Here is a 19,079-nt window from a genome sequence, read left to right on the forward strand (position 1 = left end):
GATGATCTGGGAAGTGTTTCGACAGGAAGAAGCTGGCAAGTATCACACCCACTGCGGAAACGTCCACGCGCCCGACCGCGATATGGCGCTCATGTTCGCCCAGATTCAACACGGGCGGCGCAAGCCGACCAACAGCATCTGGGTCGTTCCGAAGGACGAAATCGGTGAAGTGGATGCCGACGAGACGACCTTCGGCGGCACGACGGACAAATCCTACCGATGGGTGATGGCGTACAACCGCATCGACACCAGTTTCGCCAAGGAAATCGAGGAGTCCGAGAGCGAACAGGAAGACGCCGAACGGCGACGAGGTGAGGCATAATGTCGGCGCAACTCGCCGGTCCCGAGGAGTTGAGCGACGACGAACGGGCCGCCGTCGAATCCCTGCTCCGCCGACTCGCGGACGACGAACTCGTTCTCGCCGAGCGCTACACGGAATGGCAGGTTCGCTCTCCCACACTGGAATCCGATCTCGCCATCTCGAACATCGCACAGGACGAACTCGGTCACGCCCGCCTCTGGTACGACCTGCTGGAGGACTTCGGCTACACGGAATCGGAACTCATCTTCGAGCGCGACCCCGCGGACTTCCGCCACTCGACGCTCGTCGAGGGGGCGTTCGAAACTGGCGACTGGGCTGACGCCATCGTGCGCGGCTACCTCTACGACGTCGCCGAGGAACTCCGACTCGAAGCCCTCGAAGGGACGTCGTATCCACGAATCGCGGACCGCGTGGCGAAAGTCCTGAGCGAGGAGAACTACCACCGCGAACATTCCCAGAACTGGCTCGAACGGCTGACGAGCGACGACGAGGGCACCGAACGCGTGCAGGCGGCCGTTGACCGACTGTTCCCGTACGCGCTGACGCTGTTCGAGGCGGGCGACGCGAGCGAGGACATCGACGAGTTCGGAATTCGAACCGACTCGCTCGACTCGATGCGCGACCAATGGCTCGACGTCGTGGTGCCGTTTTTGACGTCGCTCGGCATCGAACTGCCGACGGAAGTCGAGGACGGCGACATCGACGCACTGCTCCCCGAGCACATCGGACGAGACGGAACCCACACCGACGACTGGGCAGACCTTCACGACGAAATGACGCGGACGTACCGGGAACTCGGGCGAACCGAAACCCACCGGATCATGCCGGACCCAGACGATGAGTAACCAACCACAGGAGTACGATATCGACTCCGAACCGACCGCGTGTGCGTACACCGACTACTCGGAAACCGGACGCTCTCCGGAGGATTTGCCCGCCACGGGCGAAGGAGCGACGGGTCTCGAACAGCGCGTCTGGGACGCGCTGTACGACATCGAGGACCCCGAGATGCCCATCAGCATCGTGGATTTGGGGTTGATTTACGGGGTAGAAGTGGACGGCGAGACTCCGTCGGCGTCTCGTGACGAAGGCGGCGACGCCGCCGGAGCGAACGTCACCGTCATCATGACGTTGACCTACACTGGCTGTCCGGCCCGTAAGATGCTAACCGAGGACATCGTGAACGGGGTCGCGGCGGTCGATGGCGTCGAAGACGCCGACCTCGAACTCGTTTGGAACCCGCCGTGGTCCATCGAGATGGTGACCGAGCAGGGCAAAGACGACCTCAGGGAGTTCGGATTGAGCATATGAGACGACTCGACCCCAGCGTGACGACGAGCGGCGAGGACAAGGGCGCGGAGTGTCCGTACTGCGGTTCGACGGACACCCACCGAGAACACCCGAAAGGGCCGTCGCTCTGTCGGTCGATGCACTTCTGTGACGCCTGCGAACAACCCTTCGAAAAGTTCGAGTAGTGGATAGGGGTACGTTTTCGGCTACGGGCTACCGCCGCCGCACTCCAGAGGAGGGATGTGAATCGTATAACCGTTTTCTACGAGTATCGGATATATAAACACGATACCACGACCGGCGGTGGCCATCACGTTTTTTCCGGTGTCCGTTGCAGTCCAGCGTATGTCCGTAGACCGACCGACGCGAGAAGATTTGAGCCGTGGTATGACCGTCGAAATAGAGCAGACGAACGCAGAGAACGCGGACGAGGCCGAACCGCTCCGTGGCGAAATCGCGAAGGTCCTCTCCGAGGAGCACACCGAACCCGGCGGAGTGAAAGTCCAACTGCAGTCCGGGATTACCGGGCGCGTCAAACGCATCGCGCCGAACGAGTGATCAGGCCGATTCGAGTTCGAGCAACCGTTCTTTTAGCCCGAGACGGTCGTCGTCCCCGCCGGAAAAACCGCCCAAGCCGTTGGCTCCGACGATACGATGGCACGGGACGACGAGCGGCACGGGGTTGCGGCCACACGCCTGACCGACCGCGACCGCCGCCGTGTCGAGTTCTCCGGCGATTTCCCCGTAGGTTCGGGTCTCGCCACGGGGGACGCCCGCCATCGCGGTCATGACCCGTCCGGTGAACGAATCCGGATAGTCGACGTCGAGGTCGAACTCCTCGCGCTCACCGACCGTGTATTCGGCGACTTGCTCCCGGATTTCCGCCTCGTCGGCCGCCACCAGCGATTCGTCGATTTCCATCCGCCATTCCCAAACGTCGACGAACATCACTGCCTCCGGAGGACCGTCACTGGGCGGTGGAGCGTCCCCGGTTCACAACTCTCGACGGGGGTCGACAGGTCGAAGCTATCGAACCAGCCCACGTGTTCGAACTCGGTCTTTTCGAGGAGCAAACGTAGCTCCTGGGGAGCGAACGTCTTGATGACGTACTCCTCGCGGAAACGTTCGGTGTCAGTCGGCGTCTCGACCCGTGTCGTCAAGGTCTGTCGAACCAACTGTTCGGTCGTGTGAATCGGTTCCTGCTCGATTTCGAATCGAGCCGTCGTTTCCCCACGCGTCGTCTCCCATTCGGTCCCGGAGGACGTCCCGCCAGCGAAGTCGATGGAACCGTCGATACAGTACAGCGACCCCGGCGTCATCGCGTTGGCCATCGAATCGAGGTGTGAGAGAAGGGCCTCGTTCGAGTCGAGATACAGCGACCCGAGCGCGCAGAACGCGAAGTCGACGTCGTCGGGAAGAATGAAGTCAGCCATATCCCGCCGCAGGAACGTCGCCTCGATGTCGTGTTCGCGCGCCTTTCCGATGGAGTGGGAAATCATCTCCGAGGAGTTGTCCAGCCCCGTGAAATCGTACCCCCGCGAATCGAATTCGAGCAGATACGGACACGGGCCACAGGCGATTTCGAGGACGGAGTCGGGACGGTTCGAGTGTTCACCGAATCGGTCCATGCAAGCTTCGAAGAAATCTACCTCTGCCGCCACGTCGCGGAAATCGAAGGCAATCTCGTAGTAGTCAGGATGCGCATAGAGACCGGCCATAGGTTCTCACTCTGGGGACGGGTCTTAACTACTCGTATCATGATGGGAACCGTTGAGAGAACGTTTGTACGGGATGGATTTTCCGGAACCGTGATTTCAGTAACTACTGCGATGAAATCCCAGAAAACCCTCGACCGATTGCTAGCCTCGGGGTCGCTGGTGCACGCCATGTGAGTGGTCAGTATCGCGCAATCCGTCCGCCCGAGTGGAAGAACCCCGGTCTCAATCCTCGTTCGAGAACCCGTAAACGTAGGTTTAAAAGAGAAGACGCACAACCCACGGCCATGACCGAATCGGACGGAGACGAGGGGTGGTTCGCGGGCGTCGAACCGGACGACGTGGAGTCCGGAGCACGCGCCATCCAGGAGGGGAGCGCCGATGCCCCCGCCAACTGGCCCGAGCAGGCCGTCGAAACCGGGTTCGCGGACGACGAGGCGGAGTACTACGCCACGCTCCGTGAGGCGAGCATCCGCGCGACCCGCGAAGCCGTGACGGAGCGCGAACGGGCGGACGACCGTCAACTCGTCCACGCGGTACGGGCGATGGACGACTGTGAATCGGAAGCGAACGAACTCGCCGAACGCGTCGCGGAATGGGCGGGAACGCTGTACCCCGACGCCGGAACGGGAATCGCGTACGCCCGCGAACTCGCGGAAACCGACCCGGAGACGCCGGTCGAAAAACAGGTCGTGTCGCTGGCCGAGCGCGTCGCCGACCTCGCGGACGAGCGCGACGACCTCCGGACGTTCGTAGAACGGCAGGCCCCCGCAGTCGCGCCGAACCTCGCCACGCTGGCCGACCCGGTGCTGGCCGCGCGACTCATCGCGCTGGCTGGCGGGCTGGAATCGCTGGCGAAGATGCCCGGCGGGACGGTACAGGTACTCGGCGCGGAGAACGCGTTGTTCGCCCACCTTCGCGGCCACGCCTCGTCGCCGAAGCATGGTATCATCTACACGCACGAGGCCGTCCGGGCGGCCCCGCACGACCAGCGCGGGTCGGCGGCGCGCACGCTCTCGGGCAAACTCGTCATCGCCGCGCGGATCGACCACTACTCGGGCGAACCCAACCCAGAGCTGAAGGAGGAACTCGATCGACGGATGGAAACGATTCACTCGCGGGGTGGGAAATGAACCTTCCAAACGGCGTCGAACGCCACGAGTTCGGCGGTGAGGAGCGGCTGGCGACGACGGGCAGTCCGGTCTACGGCGAACCGACCGACGGCGACTGGCGGTGTTGGGACGCCCGGCGCTCCAAGTTGGCCGCGATGCTGGAACACGACATGGACACTGGCCTACGAGGCAACGAGACGGTTCTCTATCTCGGCGCGGCCAGCGGGACGACCGTGAGTCACGTCGCCGACTTCTCGGGACCGACGTACGCCGTGGAGTTCGCACCCCGCCCGACCCGCGACCTGCTCGATGCGGTCGAAGCGCGCGAGAACCTCTTCCCGCTTCTGAAAGACGCACGGAAACCGGCGAGCTATGCTCACGTCGTGGAATCCGACGTGGACGTAATCGTCCAGGACGTGGCGACGCGCGGTCAGGCACGTGTCGCGTGTGAGAACGCACGATTCCTTCGGGAGGATGGCCGACTCTTGCTGGCGATCAAAGCCAGAAGTGAGGACGTGGCGAGCGACCCCGAATCGGTGTTCGAGGACGCGCTCGAAACCCTCCGCGAACGGTACGAAATCCTCGAAACGCGGCGACTCGAACCGTTCCACGTGGATCACCTGGGAGTCGTCGCGGTTCCCCGGAAGACCTGACCGTCTCCGGAAGTATTTACGTGTGTGGTGGCTAACTCTCGAAAAATGGATTTGGGTTCGGCCGAGAATTTCACCGACATGGGCACGCTCGGCGTCGAAGAGGAGTTCTACGTCGTTGACGACCGAGGTGTCCCAACCGCGGGTACCGACGAACTCGTTTACGAGACCGCCCCGCCGGAAATACTGGAAGGGCGACTGGATCACGAACTGTTCAAATGCGTCATCGAGACACAGACGCCGAAGACGACGCCGTCAGACGTTGAGGACGATGTCCGTGCGGTTCGGGAGGCACTCGTCGAACACGCGAGGACGAACGGCTACGGCATCGCGGCGGCGGGACTCCACCCCGGCGCAAAGTGGCGCGAACTGGACCACGCGGAAAAGCCCCGATATCGGGCACAACTGGACCGAATCCAGTACCCGCAACATCGCAACACTACGGCAGGTCTGCACGTCCACGTCGGGGTAGACGACGCGGACGCGGCCGTCTGGGTGGCGAACGAGATTCGCTGGTATCTTCCCGTCATGCTGGCGCTGTCGGCCAACTCGCCGTACTGGAACGGCTACGATACGGGCCTCCAATCGGCACGGGCGAAGATCTTCGAAGGGTTACCGAACACCGGCATGCCGACGTACTTCGAGGACTACGAGGCGTTCTCGAAGTTCGAGCGGACGATGGTGGAAACCGGATCGATAAACGACCGCGGCGAACTCTGGTACGATGTCCGACCCCACTCGGGTCACGGCACGGTCGAAGTCCGCACACCGGACGGGCAGGCCGACCCGGAGCGCGTGCTCGCGTTCGTGGAGTACACTCACGCACTCGTCACCGACCTCATGGAACGGTACGAGGACGGCGAGTCCGGCTATCGACACCGCCGCGAACTGCTGGACGAGAACAAGTGGCGCGCGCTCCGCTACGGACACGACGCGTCGTTCATCAATCGTGACTGTGACGGCGAAATCTCGCTCGGCGAAGTGGTCGAACGGGAGTGTGACCGTCTCGGAGTCTCCGGAATCGGCGAGATCTTCGACGGGGAAAGCGGTGCGGCGCATCAACGGCGACTCAACGACCAGGAGAGCTTCGAGGCGCTGTGCGAATCGCTTCTGTTGTAAGCAAGTTTTTTACCCGCTACCGACTTTTGTCCTTCTGGGAACGACATGTCTGGGGACGACACTGACAACGAACGAAACGAGATCGAGGATACCGGCGACGAGATTCCCGTCGATACGAGCGGTGTGGACGAGATGGAGGAGGAAGGAGACGAGGAAAAACCACTGTCGCGTGGTCGCAAGCGCCTCAACGAGGAGGCCGACCGGGCGGTCGAAGGGTTCGACCAAGGAATTGTAGACCTCCTTTCGTGGGTGCTCGACACCGAGACCCGCGCCCGAATTTACGTCTACCTCCGACAGAATCCGGGAAGCACGAGCGAGGAGATTGCCGAGGGAACGGGGCTGTACCCGAGTACGGTACGCGAGTCGCTCGCCGAACTCCACGAGGAGGAGAACGTCGCGCGCGAGAAGCGCGAGAGTTCGGGTGCCGGAAACAACCCGTACGAGTATACCGCAATCGCACCGAGCGAACTCGTCGGCGGCATCGTGGACCAAGTTCAACGGGAACTCAACACGGTGTTCAATCTCGACGACCACCTGAACGACGAGGTGTCCGAAACGGAACCCGTGAGTATCGAGGTCGAGGACATCTCGGACGAACCGTCCGGCGACCACGACGAAGACGCGACTGGAACCGACGACGAAGACGAGGAATAAACCGCTCGTTTCGCAAGAGCCACGGTCTTCTCGCCCGTTCGTTCCTTCGGATGACTGGGACGGAGTTCGAAATATTTCCGGAAACGATGGTCGGTCGTGTCGCGCTACGCGTCACCGACCTCGACCGAACGAGCAGATTCTACGAGAGTGTGATCGGTCTCGAACGCCAACGTGAGAGCGGCGGAACCGTCGTTCTCGGCGCGGGAGACCGTCCACTGCTCGAACTCGTTGACGATTCAGACGCGTCGCCACGAACGGCACCCGAGACGGGCTTGTTCCACACGGCGTTTCTGGTTCCATCACGACGTGCCTTGGCCGACGTACTCGTGCGTATCGAGGAGGAATGGGAGCTAAGCGGTGCGTCCGACCATCGCGTGAGCGAAGCACTCTACCTCACGGACCCGGAAGGCAACGGCGTCGAAGTGTATCGTGACCGCCCCCGCGAGGAGTGGCCGACCGACGGGGACGGCCACGTCGAGATGGACACGCTTCCACTCGATATCGATGAACTCAGAACGGAATCGACGGGGAAGGGGAAGGTCCCATCGGAGACGGTCGTCGGACACGTCCATCTCGAAGTATCGTCGATTCCCGCCGCACGGGAGTTTTACGCCGGGACGTTGGGGTTGCGAGTTCGACAGGAGTTCGGCCCGTCCGCGCTCTTTCTCGCGGCCGACGGCTACCACCATCACGTCGGCGTGAACACGTGGAACGGCCGGAGTGAACCGGCGACGGGACGAGGCTTGGCGTGGTTCGAACTGTTGGTCCCCGACCGGAAGTCACTCGAAAGGATACGGGAGCGTTGTATCGAACGCGGAATCGACACGACGCCGACCGAGCGTGGGTTCGAAGTGTCTGATGCAGATACGATTACTGTTCGACTATCCATTATTGACTGACACCAGATGATTTCAGTTTGTATGCCAGATTAAATCCGAATTTTAGCCCTCATAATGCCCAAGATGTGTTTCAACAAAAGTACCCGGTATTCCGTCTGGTAGTAGAATCGTCCCTACTACTAGGTTTTCGATAATTCCATCGGCGTATGATTTATATATCCATTCTTGGATGTGCACAGTATGAGTGATTTCAGCAGCGGGAACGAAGTGCTCTCACAGTCCGAGAGTGGGGTCACGATCGAAAAATCGTTCGACGGCGAGGAGTTCGCTGTCCCGGCGATTCGGTTCGAACTCCGGTCGGATCACGACGACGCGATGACGGTCCGCATCACCGATAGAATCCCGGACGAGTTCCCGATGGACAACGTCGGATTTCACCCCGAGTACGAAAACGAAAACTGGACGGCCTACAAGGACCACCGCGTCCAATTCGAGCGGACGCTCGAACCGAACGAGTCGCTGACGACGGTGTACGGGATTCGGCTTTCGGACTGGTCGGACGCCGAGGATTTCCTCATCGAACCGGAACTCGAAGAGGTCACGCCGGTCACTGGCGACGCCGAACCCGACGGCGAAGAGCGCATGGAAGAACACACCATCACGGACATCGTCTCCGAGGACAGCAGCCAGGTCGTCCGCGACGTCATCGCGGGAGAGGGTGGACTTCCGGGCCTCAACGACGACGCGGACGAAACCCAAGCGTCGAACGAACCCGCGGACCCGCTCGCCGACGTGGGAAGCGATCCACTCGCTGATACCGTGGCTGACCCGGTCGCGGACGACGAAGCTGATCCGCTCGACGAGACGGTCGATACGAATTCCGACGCCAGCATCGACGAGGACGATTCCGAGGTTCCCGATGACGACGAGGACAAGGGCGAGAGCGATCCCTTGTTCACGGGTACGGTAGACGAAGCGGACGAATTCGGGGCGTCGGCTACCGACGACGATATCCTCGAAGCGCCGGTCGAGACGAGCGAGGAACAGACGGCCTCGCCGCCACGCCCCGGAAGCGTCGCCGCCGCGCTCGCCGACGAGATTCGCGCGGGAGCGGTCGACTCCGAGGATCTCTCGCTCATCCAGCAGGAACTCGATTTGGACACGCCCGAGAGCACGAACGTCCGAATCCGTCACCTACAGTCGCGCGTGGACGACCTCGCGGCATACACGGAAGCGCTGGAGGAGTTCATCGACGACAACGGAACGGCAAAGACCCTCATCGAGGATTTCGAGAGCGAAGTCGAATCGGTGCGCGAGGAACTCGGCGAGATGGGCGACGATATCGAGAGCGCGAAGGACGAAGGCGCACAGGCCCGTGCTCGCGTCGCCGACCTCGAAACGAACCTCGACGATCTCGAAACGGGGCTTCAATCCGACCTCAAAGACCTCGAATCGGACGTCGAGGAGTTGGACGATGTCGGATCGAACCTCGAAGACCTCGAATCACAACTGAACGATCTGGAGGACCTCGTCGCGACGAACACGCAGGAGGCCTCGGCCTTGGACGACGAACTCGAAGACCTACGGGACGACTTCGGAGCGATCGGGTCGATCGAAGCGGAGATCGAAGAACTCCGAGACGACTTCGAAGCCGTCGGATCGCTCGAAGACGAACTCGAATCGGTCTCGAACGACGTGTCCGAACTCTCCGATTCCGTTTCGGCCGCGGAAACGCGAATGGACGAAAAGATCGAAACGCTCCGTGCGGACGTCGAATCCATCGAGAGCGAGATGAAGGAACTCAACGAGTGGCGCGACCAACTCGGGTCGGTCTTCGGCGGCAACTGATTTCGATTTCGGTCAGTTCTCGAACGTAACCCCTCTTTATCCGCTTGCTGAGGCAGGCAGGAGTCACCTCCGACGGGAGCCACTTCGTTTCAATAGAGGTGAAAATATGAGTACCATGTCGGTGGGAGGGACTCCGGGAGAGACGGACGACGAACGCCGATTGTACGGCGACCCACAGCACGAGGTCGATGCTGATTCCGACCCCGAGCGACTGTACGGTACACCCCAGCACGAAAGCGAAACGGCCACGGGCGGAGTCACGGACCTGTGGCTCGACTGTCTCGCCTTTCGGAAAAGCGTCGAGGAGCGACGATGAACTCGCAACCGCGCCGGAACGAGGACCAGGTCGAGGGGTGTCGGACCTGCGCCACGGACACTCCACACACCGTCAGTATCGAAATCCGCACCGAAAACGAGCAGGCCGAACACAGTTCGTTTTCGCGTGAGCCGTACCGAATCAGCGTCTGTACGGTGTGTGGCGAGGAAACCACCCGCCGAATGAACGACGCCTGATCAGTTCCGACCGTCGTTCGGCGACACCGCGAGCGCGTTTTTCACGAGGCTTCGATGCCCACGGCGGAGTCGCTCGGACACCGCCTGATGGGAGATACTGAGGTTGTCCGCGAGATCGTCGGCCGTCGACCCACGTGGGACGTCGTAGTACCCCCCTTCGAGCGCCATCATCAGCGTCTCGTGTTGCTCCTCGGTCAATCCGTACAGTCCGTGGCGCGTGTCGCTTATCTCGTAGATGTTTCGTACGTCGATAGAGAGACCCGTGTCCTGACAGAAATCGTACGTCGCCGACAGCGAATCGCGGTCGGGGAACAGGATTCGAAGCCGCCAGCGGTCATCCTTGCCGTGTAGGTTCAGGATGGTCGCTTGTTCCTCGACGAGGATGTGAATGACGACGTGAATCTGGTCCACCCAATGCATCCGATATAGCCGCTCGTCGCCGAGATCTTCGATGAGGGTGAGTTCCTCGATGCTTCTGTCCTCTCGGAGCGCCGAATCCAGTGCGTCCATGTCGTCCGCCGACACCCAGAGGTAGGGCATCACGTGGTCGGAATCGTGTGCTGCCACACGAACCACGTCGAATTCGGGATTCGAGGCACGCTCCAGGGCAGTTCTGAGCGCGAACTCCTTCGCCGGGAGTTCTATTTCCGCTATCGTACTCATACGAAAACGATTGCCAGCAACCGTAATACGTCCTATGGCTACGTGATACCACCACTGCGACGATCGAACGACTCGTACTCCCCCGTCTCGACGATTTCGTGCAAGTGTTCGTTCACCCGCCAAACGTCCCGAAAACGGACGTACAGCGGTGCCGGACAGATCCGAATCACGTTCGGCGGGCGGAAATCAACGACGACGCCGCGTTCCTTGAGCGCCTCCCCGATTCGGTACGCCTCCTCGTGTTCGACGGCGACGTGGCCACCGCGTCGTTCGGGGTCGCGCGGGGTTCCCACCTCGTACTCCGGGAGGTCGTCGACGAGTTCGATGAGGTACTCCGTGAGCGCCAGCGATTTCTCGCGCACCGCATCGATGCCGACCGCCTCGAACGGTTCGAGCGACCCCCAGAGCGGTGCGGCGCTGAAGACGGGTATCGTCCCGATCTGCCACGCGCCAGCATCGTCGGCGGGCGTGAACGTCGTCTCCATCTCGAACTGGGTTTCCTTGTCGTGACCCCACCAGCCAGCCAATCCGGGTTCGGTTCCGAAGTGACGCTCGTTGACGTACAGGCCAGCGACCGCACCCGGCCCGGCGTTCAGGTACTTGTAGCTACACCAGACGGCGAAATCCACGTCCCAGTCCGAAAGCCGGTGGGGGACGGCCCCAACCGAGTGAGCGAGGTCGAACCCCGCCAGCGCGTCGTGGTCGTGTGCGGCCGCGGTCAATCGCTCGATATCGAACAACTGGCCGCTCCGGTAGAGCACCGACGGCATGAACAGGATCGACGTCTCGTCCGAGAGCGCATCGATAACGTCCTCTTCCTCGATGGTACGTCCATCCCGGCTTTCGACCACGACGAGGTGTCCGTCCGGGTCGAGTCCCAGATTCGCCATCCGCGCTCGAATAGCGTAGTGGTCGGTCGGGAAGTCGAGTTCGTTGACGACGACCTCCCCACCGTCGTAAAACGTCGAGAACAGCGCGTGGATGTTGACCGTCGTGGAGTTTCCGACCACGACTTCGCGTTCGTCCGCACCGACGAGCGGAGCGAGGCGGTCGCCCAATCGCTCGCCGTAGTGGAACCAGTCCGGGTCCGCGTCCGTCCACCCGCGAATACCCAGTTCCCGCCACTCCTCGATCACGTTCGATAGCGCCCCCTCCGCATCCGTCGAGAACACGCCGAGCGAGTTCCCGTCCATGTACAACTCGCCGTCCGGCACCACGAATCGCTCCCGGAGGTGTGAGAGCGGGTCGGCGTCGTCACGTCGTCTGGCGTCGTCGGCACCCGTATCCATACCGGACGTTTCGGCGACGAGCACTTGATTGTACGCGCACCGGCGACCCGTCCGCCTACCACCACCAGCGCTGGACTTGGGGCTCGATGAAGTCGAGGACGTCGTCCGGGCGCGAACTGAACCACTGGGCGTCGAGCACGTCGTTACCGACTTCCAGTTCGCCGCCGACACAGACGCCCGAAAAGAGGACGAACAGCGCGAAAATTCGCTCGTTCGAATCGGTCTCCGTCGAGATTTCCTTCCGCCGAACGCCGAGCACGTCGGTCAGGCGACAGTGGAGTCCCGTCTCCTCGCGCACCTGGCGGTGGGCCGTCTCGGAGAGCGTTTCGTCGGGTTCGTGGCCGCCACCGGGGACGCCCCACGCGTCGGGTGCTTTCGGGTGCCGAATCAGCACGACTCGGTCGTCCGCGTCCGAAACCCAGACCCCAGCGGAGCCGAGCCAGCCGTCCTCGGCCTTCTCTCGGCCGTGTTCGAAGTAATCCGGGTCGTTTTCGACTCGCTCGTCGTGGACGGGGAACATGCCGTATGCGTGTCGAAGCCGACGGAGGCTATCCGTCGTGGCGTCACGGCTTCGCACTTCGAGTGACATGATTCCCCTTTCGAAGGCTGAAAGTATAACTCCAATGCTAGGAGAAGTTCGATATGGACGACGAGATGAGTGATGCGGTGGACCGAATCGAAGCGACCGGCGTGCCGCCGTGGCACGCACTGTCGGTCGAAAGCGCGCGTCGCGTCGAGGACGAGGTGTTCACCCTCGACGACCGCCACCCCGTCGAGTTCGTGCGAAATCTCTCGATCCCCGGTCCGCGCGGTGAAATCCCGATTCGGGTGTATCGACCGGACGCACGAGACGTGCCGGTCGTCGTGTTCTACCACGGCGGCGGGTGGACGCTCGGAACGCTGAACTCCATCGACGGCGTCTGCCGCGAGTTGGCGAACCGCGCCGACTGCGCCGTCGTCTCCGTGGATTACCGACTCGCGCCCGAACACCCGTTTCCGGCGGGGGTGGACGACGCCGTGGCCGCGCTCGACTGGGTGGCAGAACACGCGGCGACGTTCGGCGGCGACCCGACCCGCCTCGGCGTCGCGGGAACGAGCGCGGGTGGCAACCTCGCGGCCGTCGTCGCCCTGCACGCCCGCGAGTTCGACGGGCCGACGCTCTCGCATCAGAGCCTCCTCTATCCCATCACGAACCACGCCTTCGACACCGATTCCTACGACGAGAACGGGGACGGCCCGCTGCTGACCCGCGCGGACATGAAGTGGTTCTGGAACCACTACCTCCGCAGTCCGGTCGACGGCAGGAATCCGTTCGCATCGCCACTTCTGGCGGAGGATCTTTCGGGTCTCCCGCCCGCGACGGTCGTGACAGCGGGTCACGACCCGCTCCGTGACGAGGGAATCGCCTACGCCGAACGGCTCGACGACGCCGGTGTGGAGGTCGAACACGACCACTATTCGGGAATGGCACACGGCTTCCTGAGCCTCACCGGCGACGTGACGACGGCCGACGGGGCGATGGATTCGGTCGCCGAATCGCTCCACACGATGTGACGGACGGTGATGCGGTGGTTGCCGACGTGACGCCGTGGCTGGACGTCACATCGAGAAGGCGGTGGGAAGCGACGGCTGGAGGAGCAAAAGCATCGAACGAATACCGCCGAGATACGGACCGCAGAACGGTGAACGTCGTGGATCCGCCACAACGTTTAGGCGAATCCCAATCGAGGACGACGTGGGGGGAACCATGTCCGAGACGATAACGTTAGAAACGGCGAAGCAGTTGATAGACGCCGCTGAACGAAAGGCCGAGGATATCGGCGTTCCGTCGGTTATCACGGTCGCCAATCCGGACGGCAACATGATCGCACAGCATCGGATGGACGACGCGTGGCTCGCCAGCGTGAACATCTCGCGGAACAAGGCGTACACGTCCGCCGCGCTCGAAATGCCGACCCACGAACTCGCCGAACCGTCACAACCGGGGAACTCGTTGTACGGACTCCAGACCACTGACGACAGCCGGATCGTCATCTTCGGCGGGGGATTCCCGCTCGAACGGGACGGCGAAATCGTCGGCACGATCGCGTCGAGCGGCGGCCAAGTGGACGAAGACATGACCGTCGCGCGCGCCGGTATCGACCAGTTCCAGACGTTGACTCACTAGCCGTGCACTCGATACGGCAACCGGCGTACACCGGGGAAAATCGCTGTCTTCCCTGTACCGCAGTCAACCTCTTTATCGCGGTCGTCATCAGCCTGCTACTGGCGAGCCTCTCGATTTTCGTCGGCACGGCGACGTTCGTCGTCTCCCTCGGCCTCATCTACCTCCGCGGCTACCTCGTACCCGGGACGCCGGAATTGACGGCGAACTACCTCCCGAGCGAGGTGCTCCGGCTGTTCAGCAAGGAGCCGGAATCGACGGTCGCGGCGGGCGAGTTCGAACGCCTCTCGTCGATGAACGTCGTCGTCCCGTGTGATGGGAGTTCGAGCGATTCGACCTGTCTCGCGCCCGAGTTTCGGGATGCGTGGCAGCGGCGAATCGAATCGACCGATCCGGAGGGAATCGGACCACGGGACGTCGCGGACCTGCTCGGCGTTGCCAAGGGCGACGTGTCGTCCATCGGTGGGCGCGCGTTCGTCGTCTCCGGGGACCGCCTCGTTCACTGGCCGTCCGCGGCCGCGCTCGTCGCCGACGTGGCCGCAGGAGCCGAACTGAGCGCGCGAAACGACCGGTCCGTCGAATGGGGCGAAATGGAACCGGACGCGCGTGAGGAGGCGCTCACGCGCTTACGGACGTTCCTGTCCGATTGTCCGACCTGTGGCGCGACGTTGACGCGCGACGAGCACCGCGTCTCGTCCTGCTGTCAACCGTCGAAAACGGTGTTCACGTCCACCTGTGAGGGCTGTGGCGCGCACATCGTGGAACTGGACGGAGTGAAATGAGCCGACGGGTGGTATCGGCCCGGACTACATCGTCGTTGTCGTCGAACCGCCGCCACTCTTCACGACTATCTTGCCGTGTGCCTTCCTGTAGTTCTCCGCGAAGTACGCGGACAGCTTCTTCGACGCGGTGAACGTCACCGTCTGTGACGTCCCCTTCTTCAGCAGGAAGTCCGAGCGGGACAGTGCCGGGCCGTTCGGGTAGTTCGTGGTGAGCACGAGGTTCGGCCGGTTCGCGGCCCGCGAGTACGAGGTCGTGTTCGTCCACTTGATGGCGTAGCGTTGCCCCTGCTGCAGGGTCAGCGTCGGATTGGCCTTGCCCTTGATGCCCGAGGACTGGCCCATCCATTTGCCGTCCTTGAACCCGAGTTGGAACGTCTTCGACGGACTGGTCTGCGTCGTTTGATTCGTGGTCGTCTGGGTGGTTCCATTGCCGCCCGTGCTGATGGCACCGCGCATCTCGACGGGGTGAATCTCGCAGTAGTACTCGTTGGTGTCCTTCTTCGGGGTGAACCGCACGGTTTGGGTCTGTCCCTGCACGTTCATCAGCGGTGAGCGGACGACGGTGCTCCCGTAGTCCGCCGTCTGTGGGTCCCCGTCTGCACTCATGGCGATGAAGTTGTGGTCGAAGCCGTCGAGGTTGATCCAGATGACCTCGTAGGGCTGGCCCGCCTTCAGGTTCAACGTCGGGTTCAGTTTCCCCTTGATCGATTCCGGGGCGATGCCTTTCCACCCCGTGGACTGCCCGCCGAGTTTGATCTGTTTGGCGGGTTTCTTCGAGTTGCCGTCGTTCCCCGATTGCGTCGAACTGGTGGTGCTTTGGGACCCGCCGCCCCCGCCACCGTTTCCGCCGCCGGTGTTCACCTGACCCTTCATCGTCGTCGGGTGGACCGTACAGAGGTACGTCGCCATCTTCTTCGACGCGGTGAACGTGACCGACTGGGTCTTCCCGCGATTGTTCATGATCTTCGTCTTGACCAACTGCTTCCCGCTCTTGTCCCGGATGACGAAGTCGTGCGGTTGGCCGTCGAGGTTCTTCCACACGACGGTGTACTTCTTGCCCGGTTTGAGCTTCAGCGTCGGGTTCTTCTGCCCCTTGATCGAGTTCGGAGCCTGCCCCTGCCATCCGGCCACCTTTCCGCCGAGCCGAATCTTCGTGCCGCCGCCCTGTGCGAGGGTGCCGGTGAGACCGACGAGCGTCCCGCTCGCCGCGGTTCGTTTGAGGACGGTTCGACGTGAGACCGAGTTCGCTGTCCTGTCGCGGTGTTCGTTCATTGCTCTCGTGTCGTTCTCGTTGTTCTGCGTGGGTCGCATCCGACTCACTTCCCCTGTCCTTTCATGGCGAAGACGGCGACCGTGCTACCACGGCGGCCGTGACGGAGCCACCCGCTCCCGCCGACTTGCACGGCGATGTACTGTTTGTTCGTTCCCGGGTCGTACCAGCCACTCGGCGAGGAACAGATGGGCGCGCCCAACTGCATCTGCCACAGCCTGTCGCCCGAATTTCCGTCGTAGGCGACGAAGTTGCCCTTCTGCGTGCCGAGGAACGTCAGCCCGCCCGCCGTCGTCATCGACCCGCCCCACAGGTAGCTGTCGTCCTCGATCCACTCCCGCCAGACGCGCTTGCCCGTTCGCGGGTTCACCGCGACGACGGCGCTCGTCTTGCCGTTCCAGCCGTCCGGTTCGTTCACGTCCGGCCAGTCGTGGAACGTCCCGCCGAAGTAGCCGCCACCGGGGCTGTACTCCTGGTGTTGCCACCAGATCTGCTGGGGCGTGTTCTGCTGTTTCATGTAGACGAGTCCCGTCTTCGGACTGTAGGATGGCGGCTGCCAGTCGTTGCCGCCCTGCGCGCCGGGCACGAACGAGATCCCTTGATCGCCGACGTGTGGTACCTCTTTGAACGTGTTCAGGTGCTGAACCGTCGGCTCGCTCCGCTTCAGGAGTTTGCCGTTCGTGGCGTCGAGCGTCTGCACCCATCCCGTCTTGCCGGGGCTGACGACGATGTCCTTCTTCTTTCCGTCCACCTTCTGGTCCCGGATGAGGACCTTCGGCGACGAGGAGTCGTAGTCCCACGTGTCGTGGGGGCTCTCCTGATAGTTCCACTTCGGCTTGCCGGAGTTGGCGTCGAGGGCCAACGTTCCGACGCTGAACCGGTTCGGTCCGGGCCGGACCGCGCCGTCGAAGTCCGGGCCGGGGTTGCCGACCGGCGAGAAAATCACGTCGTTGTGCCGGTCGATGGTTCGAGACATCCACGTCGTCGTCGATCCCTGCTTCCAGCTATCCCCGACCCACTGGTCTTTCGGCCGGGTTTCGGTCTTCCACTTCTGCTTGCCCGATTTGGCATCGAGCGCGGTGACGAACCCCCGGACGCCGTACTCGCCGCCCGCGCTTCCCGTGATGACCATGCCGTTGTACGGCGTCGGTGCCCACGTCGCGGAGTAACCGTCCTGCCACTTGCCGGTGGACGTGTACCACTTCTGTTCGCCCGTGTAGCGGTCGAGCGCGACGACCCCCGAATCGAGCGTCGTCATGAACAGGGTGTCGCCCAGAATCCCGAAGCCACGGTTGTTCGTGTCACAACAGAGGATGAGACCGTCCGGGTTCGCGTACGTGTAACTCCAGAGCACCTTGCCGGTTCGGGCGTTGATGGCCTTCCCGTGGTCCGGCCCGTTCGTCTGGTACATGATGGGCGGGTCGCCCGGTACGATGAGGGGGCTTCCCTCCATGCTGTCGGCGATGCCCGTCTCGACGAGATACTCCAACTCCAGGTTTGTCACGTTGTCCGGCGTGATGACGTTCGCCGAGGAGTAGCGCTGTTGTTCGTACCCACCGCCGTAGGTCAGCCAACTGGTCTGGTCGGTCGTCGTCTCGTTCAGCATCTCCTGTGTGACCGGTTTTTTGGGAATCTCGTCGACGGCGTACTGCTGCGTTATCGACTGGCTCGGCGTTCCCTGTAGCTTGTACCCCTCCTCGATTTCTTCGAGTTCGTGTTCGTTCGCCGCTTTCACGGCCTCGTCGTTCTCGATGTTCATCCTTCGACCTCCCACGAGTGCGGTGCACGCATCTCGTCGGTGATGCGGAACGCGTCGTTGGTCAAATCCTCCTGTCCGACGATCATCGCCGCCGTCCCGGCGGTCAGCGCGGCGGTCAACTGGCTGTCGGTCAACGAGCCATCAGTCACTCCCTGGGCGGCGGTGCCCAAGAGGTGGAACCCGCCGAGCATCGCCTTGATGTCCCACATCGCCGTATCGAGAATGTCGTCGGTCAACAGGACCTCGTTCTGCCAGAGATGCGTGTCCATGTCGTCCACCCACAACAGCGACCCCTCCGCCGCACGGTGGTGCAGCGGCGCGACGTGTTCGACGTCGAACTCGACACCCTCGGGGATGTCCTTCGTCGGCATCCAGAGCGCGAGTCGGCCGGTGTTGTTCACCACGTTCATGACGAGTGCTGTCTTCTCCCGTTCGCTGAACCCGAGGTCCGACAACGTGTTCGTCAGCAGTTCCGCACGAATCAATTCGTGTGCGACGTTCTCGATGTGGTTCTCGGTGAACGCCGGAAGATGTGATTCGACGCTTTCGTAAAATCCGATGTCCACGAGGTGGTCGTTGATCGTCCACGCTGGCGCGGCGAGTTCCCGATAAAGGCGCTCGTCCCGGGCGGGAATTCCCGCCGCCCGAACGTCCTCGATCCTCCCCATCCGTGTGGCGAGACCCGAGAGGCCGCCCGCCAACAGGTCGGCGTCGAGTTCGCCGGTCACGTCCCCTCGAATCGCGTGTCCCATCGAGGACAACTCTTCGGCCGAATCTCCGTGTAGCTTCCCGCGAAGTCCGTCGAGTGTGAGATCGCTCCCGATGGCAGCGGCGCTGGTCACCCCCAGTACTCGTAAGAACCGTCGCCGTTCCTCGTCGTCTATCTCCGGTGCGTAGTTGGTCATTTCGTTTTCTCCCCCATCCGGGACCTCTGTGTCAGTCCCACCCACACAAATCGACTTGGTTATTTGTTAATACTTGGATGAAAACCACAATGGTTGATAGTAAGATCCGAACACTGCCGTGGAATACCAACGCCAAAAACGGAGACCGTATCCCGAAAACCGGACTTCAACCACGGGTGATGGGA

Annotated in this window: 24 protein-coding genes; 16 read left to right on the plus strand and 8 right to left on the minus strand. The window is 62.3% G+C overall.

What is annotated here, in order from left to right:
* The first annotated feature begins 1 nt into the window (after nucleotide 1).
* The 5 genes from paaB to NKF25_RS09115 all read left to right on the plus strand — a co-directional run bounded on the left by paaB (nucleotide 2) and on the right by NKF25_RS09115 (nucleotide 2,170).
* A complete protein-coding gene (paaB, locus tag NKF25_RS09095) occupies nucleotides 2-322 on the plus strand; it encodes a 1,2-phenylacetyl-CoA epoxidase subunit PaaB (RefSeq protein WP_066137905.1) in 321 nt (106 codons plus the stop codon).
* A complete protein-coding gene (gene paaC / locus NKF25_RS09100) occupies nucleotides 322-1,167 on the plus strand; it encodes a 1,2-phenylacetyl-CoA epoxidase subunit PaaC (RefSeq protein ID WP_253226362.1) in 846 nt (281 codons plus the stop codon). Before paaB ends, paaC begins: the two co-directional genes overlap by 1 nt.
* Nucleotides 1,160-1,633 carry a 1,2-phenylacetyl-CoA epoxidase subunit PaaD gene (gene paaD, locus NKF25_RS09105; protein ID WP_253226363.1) on the plus strand — a complete coding sequence of 158 codons (474 nt, stop codon included), beginning with the start codon at nucleotides 1,160-1,162 and terminating at the stop codon, nucleotides 1,631-1,633. Before paaC ends, paaD begins: the two co-directional genes overlap by 8 nt.
* Nucleotides 1,630-1,797: a 1,2-phenylacetyl-CoA epoxidase subunit PaaE gene (paaE, locus tag NKF25_RS09110; protein ID WP_190303649.1), complete on the plus strand. Its 168-nt coding sequence runs from the start codon at nucleotides 1,630-1,632 to the stop codon at nucleotides 1,795-1,797. The genes paaD and paaE overlap by 4 nt, the downstream gene beginning before the upstream one ends.
* A 160-nt stretch (nucleotides 1,798-1,957) precedes the next feature.
* Nucleotides 1,958-2,170, plus strand: coding sequence for a DUF2196 domain-containing protein (locus NKF25_RS09115; RefSeq protein WP_066137897.1), 213 nt, complete (start codon nucleotides 1,958-1,960; stop codon nucleotides 2,168-2,170).
* Here NKF25_RS09115 and NKF25_RS09120 read toward each other — a convergent pair whose 3' ends face one another.
* Both NKF25_RS09120 and NKF25_RS09125 read right to left on the minus strand, forming a co-directional pair.
* On the minus strand, nucleotides 2,171-2,560 hold the full coding sequence (locus tag NKF25_RS09120) for a methylated-DNA--[protein]-cysteine S-methyltransferase (protein WP_066137895.1): 390 nt from the start codon (nucleotides 2,558-2,560) through the stop codon (nucleotides 2,171-2,173).
* Complete coding sequence (locus NKF25_RS09125; protein ID WP_253226364.1) at nucleotides 2,560-3,330, minus strand: class I SAM-dependent methyltransferase; 771 nt, start codon at nucleotides 3,328-3,330, stop codon at nucleotides 2,560-2,562. The genes NKF25_RS09120 and NKF25_RS09125 overlap by 1 nt, the downstream gene beginning before the upstream one ends.
* Before the next feature lie 284 nt (nucleotides 3,331-3,614).
* On the opposite strand from NKF25_RS09125, the gene NKF25_RS09130 reads away from it, so the two are divergent.
* From NKF25_RS09130 to NKF25_RS09165, 8 genes are all read left to right on the plus strand, one after another.
* Nucleotides 3,615-4,460: an NOP5/NOP56 family protein gene (locus tag NKF25_RS09130; RefSeq protein WP_253226365.1), complete on the plus strand. Its 846-nt coding sequence runs from the start codon at nucleotides 3,615-3,617 to the stop codon at nucleotides 4,458-4,460.
* Nucleotides 4,457-5,092 carry a fibrillarin-like rRNA/tRNA 2'-O-methyltransferase gene (locus NKF25_RS09135; RefSeq protein ID WP_253226366.1) on the plus strand — a complete coding sequence of 212 codons (636 nt, stop codon included), beginning with the start codon at nucleotides 4,457-4,459 and terminating at the stop codon, nucleotides 5,090-5,092. Before NKF25_RS09130 ends, NKF25_RS09135 begins: the two co-directional genes overlap by 4 nt.
* Nucleotides 5,093-5,137: 45 nt before the next feature.
* The gene (locus tag NKF25_RS09140; RefSeq protein WP_253226367.1) at nucleotides 5,138-6,208 is read left to right on the plus strand and encodes a glutamate--cysteine ligase; all 1,071 of its coding nucleotides are present in this window, start codon (nucleotides 5,138-5,140) and stop codon (nucleotides 6,206-6,208) included.
* A 45-nt stretch (nucleotides 6,209-6,253) separates the two neighbouring features.
* Nucleotides 6,254-6,862, plus strand: a complete 609-nt coding sequence (locus tag NKF25_RS09145; protein ID WP_253226368.1) for a winged helix-turn-helix transcriptional regulator — start codon at nucleotides 6,254-6,256, stop codon at nucleotides 6,860-6,862.
* A 50-nt stretch (nucleotides 6,863-6,912) separates the two neighbouring features.
* Nucleotides 6,913-7,761 (plus strand): VOC family protein, encoded by an 849-nt coding sequence (locus NKF25_RS09150; protein WP_253226369.1) that lies wholly within the window; start codon nucleotides 6,913-6,915, stop codon nucleotides 7,759-7,761.
* 180 nt (nucleotides 7,762-7,941) lie between these two features.
* On the plus strand, nucleotides 7,942-9,549 hold the full coding sequence (locus NKF25_RS09155; protein ID WP_253226370.1) for an AAA family ATPase: 1,608 nt from the start codon (nucleotides 7,942-7,944) through the stop codon (nucleotides 9,547-9,549).
* Between the two features lie 106 nt (nucleotides 9,550-9,655).
* Nucleotides 9,656-9,865: a hypothetical protein gene (locus NKF25_RS09160; RefSeq protein ID WP_253226371.1), complete on the plus strand. Its 210-nt coding sequence runs from the start codon at nucleotides 9,656-9,658 to the stop codon at nucleotides 9,863-9,865.
* Entirely contained in the window at nucleotides 9,862-10,062 is a 201-nt protein-coding gene (locus NKF25_RS09165; protein WP_253226372.1) for a hypothetical protein, read from the plus strand. Before NKF25_RS09160 ends, NKF25_RS09165 begins: the two co-directional genes overlap by 4 nt.
* Here NKF25_RS09165 and NKF25_RS09170 read toward each other — a convergent pair whose 3' ends face one another.
* Genes NKF25_RS09170 through NKF25_RS09180 form a run of 3 tightly spaced genes read right to left on the minus strand, consistent with a single transcriptional unit; the run spans nucleotide 10,063 to nucleotide 12,603 of the window.
* Entirely contained in the window at nucleotides 10,063-10,725 is a 663-nt protein-coding gene (locus tag NKF25_RS09170; RefSeq protein WP_253226373.1) for a helix-turn-helix domain-containing protein, read from the minus strand.
* 38 nt (nucleotides 10,726-10,763) lie between these two features.
* Entirely contained in the window at nucleotides 10,764-12,014 is a 1,251-nt protein-coding gene (kynU, locus tag NKF25_RS09175; RefSeq protein ID WP_253226374.1) for a kynureninase, read from the minus strand.
* A gap of 55 nt (nucleotides 12,015-12,069) precedes the next feature.
* A complete protein-coding gene (locus tag NKF25_RS09180) occupies nucleotides 12,070-12,603 on the minus strand; it encodes an NUDIX domain-containing protein (RefSeq protein ID WP_253226375.1) in 534 nt (177 codons plus the stop codon).
* Nucleotides 12,604-12,656: 53 nt separating this feature from the next.
* Between NKF25_RS09180 and NKF25_RS09185 the strand changes: the two genes are divergently transcribed.
* The 3 genes from NKF25_RS09185 (at nucleotide 12,657) to NKF25_RS09195 (ending at nucleotide 14,960) form a co-directional block, all read left to right on the plus strand.
* Entirely contained in the window at nucleotides 12,657-13,568 is a 912-nt protein-coding gene (locus tag NKF25_RS09185) for an alpha/beta hydrolase (protein WP_253226376.1), read from the plus strand.
* A gap of 193 nt (nucleotides 13,569-13,761) precedes the next feature.
* Nucleotides 13,762-14,181 (plus strand): heme-binding protein, encoded by a 420-nt coding sequence (locus NKF25_RS09190; protein WP_253226377.1) that lies wholly within the window; start codon nucleotides 13,762-13,764, stop codon nucleotides 14,179-14,181.
* A gap of 2 nt (nucleotides 14,182-14,183) precedes the next feature.
* Nucleotides 14,184-14,960 (plus strand): hypothetical protein, encoded by a 777-nt coding sequence (locus tag NKF25_RS09195; RefSeq protein WP_253226378.1) that lies wholly within the window; start codon nucleotides 14,184-14,186, stop codon nucleotides 14,958-14,960.
* Nucleotides 14,961-14,984: 24 nt separating this feature from the next.
* On the opposite strand, the gene NKF25_RS09200 is transcribed toward NKF25_RS09195, so the two are convergent.
* The 3 genes from NKF25_RS09200 to NKF25_RS09210 are packed head-to-tail and all read right to left on the minus strand — an operon-like array spanning nucleotide 14,985 to nucleotide 18,894.
* The gene (locus NKF25_RS09200) at nucleotides 14,985-16,232 is read right to left on the minus strand and encodes a plastocyanin/azurin family copper-binding protein (protein ID WP_253226379.1); all 1,248 of its coding nucleotides are present in this window, start codon (nucleotides 16,230-16,232) and stop codon (nucleotides 14,985-14,987) included.
* Nucleotides 16,233-16,276: 44 nt separating this feature from the next.
* Nucleotides 16,277-17,989, minus strand: coding sequence for a PQQ-binding-like beta-propeller repeat protein (locus tag NKF25_RS09205; RefSeq protein WP_253226380.1), 1,713 nt, complete (start codon nucleotides 17,987-17,989; stop codon nucleotides 16,277-16,279).
* Nucleotides 17,986-18,894 (minus strand): hypothetical protein, encoded by a 909-nt coding sequence (locus NKF25_RS09210; protein ID WP_253226381.1) that lies wholly within the window; start codon nucleotides 18,892-18,894, stop codon nucleotides 17,986-17,988. The genes NKF25_RS09205 and NKF25_RS09210 overlap by 4 nt, the downstream gene beginning before the upstream one ends.
* Nucleotides 18,895-19,079 lie beyond the last annotated feature (185 nt).

The sequence above is a fragment of the Haladaptatus sp. AB643 genome (assembly GCF_024136975.1).
Classification (GTDB): Archaea; Halobacteriota; Halobacteria; order Halobacteriales; family Haladaptataceae; genus Haladaptatus.

Excerpts from the sequence above, each read along its gene's own strand:
- paaB (WP_066137905.1), top strand. The coding sequence starts at position 2 with ATGATCTGGGAAGTGTTTCGACAGGAAGAAGCTGGCAAGTATCACACC.
- paaC (WP_253226362.1), top strand. The coding sequence starts at position 322 with ATGTCGGCGCAACTCGCCGGTCCCGAGGAGTTGAGCGACGACGAACGG.
- paaD (WP_253226363.1), top strand. The coding sequence starts at position 1,160 with ATGAGTAACCAACCACAGGAGTACGATATCGACTCCGAACCGACCGCG.
- paaE (WP_190303649.1), top strand. The coding sequence starts at position 1,630 with ATGAGACGACTCGACCCCAGCGTGACGACGAGCGGCGAGGACAAGGGC.
- NKF25_RS09115 (WP_066137897.1), top strand. The coding sequence starts at position 1,958 with ATGTCCGTAGACCGACCGACGCGAGAAGATTTGAGCCGTGGTATGACC.
- NKF25_RS09120 (WP_066137895.1), bottom strand. The coding sequence starts at position 2,560 with ATGTTCGTCGACGTTTGGGAATGGCGGATGGAAATCGACGAATCGCTG.
- NKF25_RS09125 (WP_253226364.1), bottom strand. The coding sequence starts at position 3,330 with ATGGCCGGTCTCTATGCGCATCCTGACTACTACGAGATTGCCTTCGAT.
- NKF25_RS09130 (WP_253226365.1), top strand. The coding sequence starts at position 3,615 with ATGACCGAATCGGACGGAGACGAGGGGTGGTTCGCGGGCGTCGAACCG.
- NKF25_RS09135 (WP_253226366.1), top strand. The coding sequence starts at position 4,457 with ATGAACCTTCCAAACGGCGTCGAACGCCACGAGTTCGGCGGTGAGGAG.
- NKF25_RS09140 (WP_253226367.1), top strand. The coding sequence starts at position 5,138 with ATGGATTTGGGTTCGGCCGAGAATTTCACCGACATGGGCACGCTCGGC.
- NKF25_RS09145 (WP_253226368.1), top strand. The coding sequence starts at position 6,254 with ATGTCTGGGGACGACACTGACAACGAACGAAACGAGATCGAGGATACC.
- NKF25_RS09150 (WP_253226369.1), top strand. The coding sequence starts at position 6,913 with ATGACTGGGACGGAGTTCGAAATATTTCCGGAAACGATGGTCGGTCGT.
- NKF25_RS09155 (WP_253226370.1), top strand. The coding sequence starts at position 7,942 with ATGAGTGATTTCAGCAGCGGGAACGAAGTGCTCTCACAGTCCGAGAGT.
- NKF25_RS09160 (WP_253226371.1), top strand. The coding sequence starts at position 9,656 with ATGAGTACCATGTCGGTGGGAGGGACTCCGGGAGAGACGGACGACGAA.
- NKF25_RS09165 (WP_253226372.1), top strand. The coding sequence starts at position 9,862 with ATGAACTCGCAACCGCGCCGGAACGAGGACCAGGTCGAGGGGTGTCGG.
- NKF25_RS09170 (WP_253226373.1), bottom strand. The coding sequence starts at position 10,725 with ATGAGTACGATAGCGGAAATAGAACTCCCGGCGAAGGAGTTCGCGCTC.
- kynU (WP_253226374.1), bottom strand. The coding sequence starts at position 12,014 with ATGGATACGGGTGCCGACGACGCCAGACGACGTGACGACGCCGACCCG.
- NKF25_RS09180 (WP_253226375.1), bottom strand. The coding sequence starts at position 12,603 with ATGTCACTCGAAGTGCGAAGCCGTGACGCCACGACGGATAGCCTCCGT.
- NKF25_RS09185 (WP_253226376.1), top strand. The coding sequence starts at position 12,657 with ATGGACGACGAGATGAGTGATGCGGTGGACCGAATCGAAGCGACCGGC.
- NKF25_RS09190 (WP_253226377.1), top strand. The coding sequence starts at position 13,762 with ATGTCCGAGACGATAACGTTAGAAACGGCGAAGCAGTTGATAGACGCC.
- NKF25_RS09200 (WP_253226379.1), bottom strand. The coding sequence starts at position 16,232 with ATGAACGAACACCGCGACAGGACAGCGAACTCGGTCTCACGTCGAACC.
- NKF25_RS09205 (WP_253226380.1), bottom strand. The coding sequence starts at position 17,989 with ATGAACATCGAGAACGACGAGGCCGTGAAAGCGGCGAACGAACACGAA.
- NKF25_RS09210 (WP_253226381.1), bottom strand. The coding sequence starts at position 18,894 with ATGACCAACTACGCACCGGAGATAGACGACGAGGAACGGCGACGGTTC.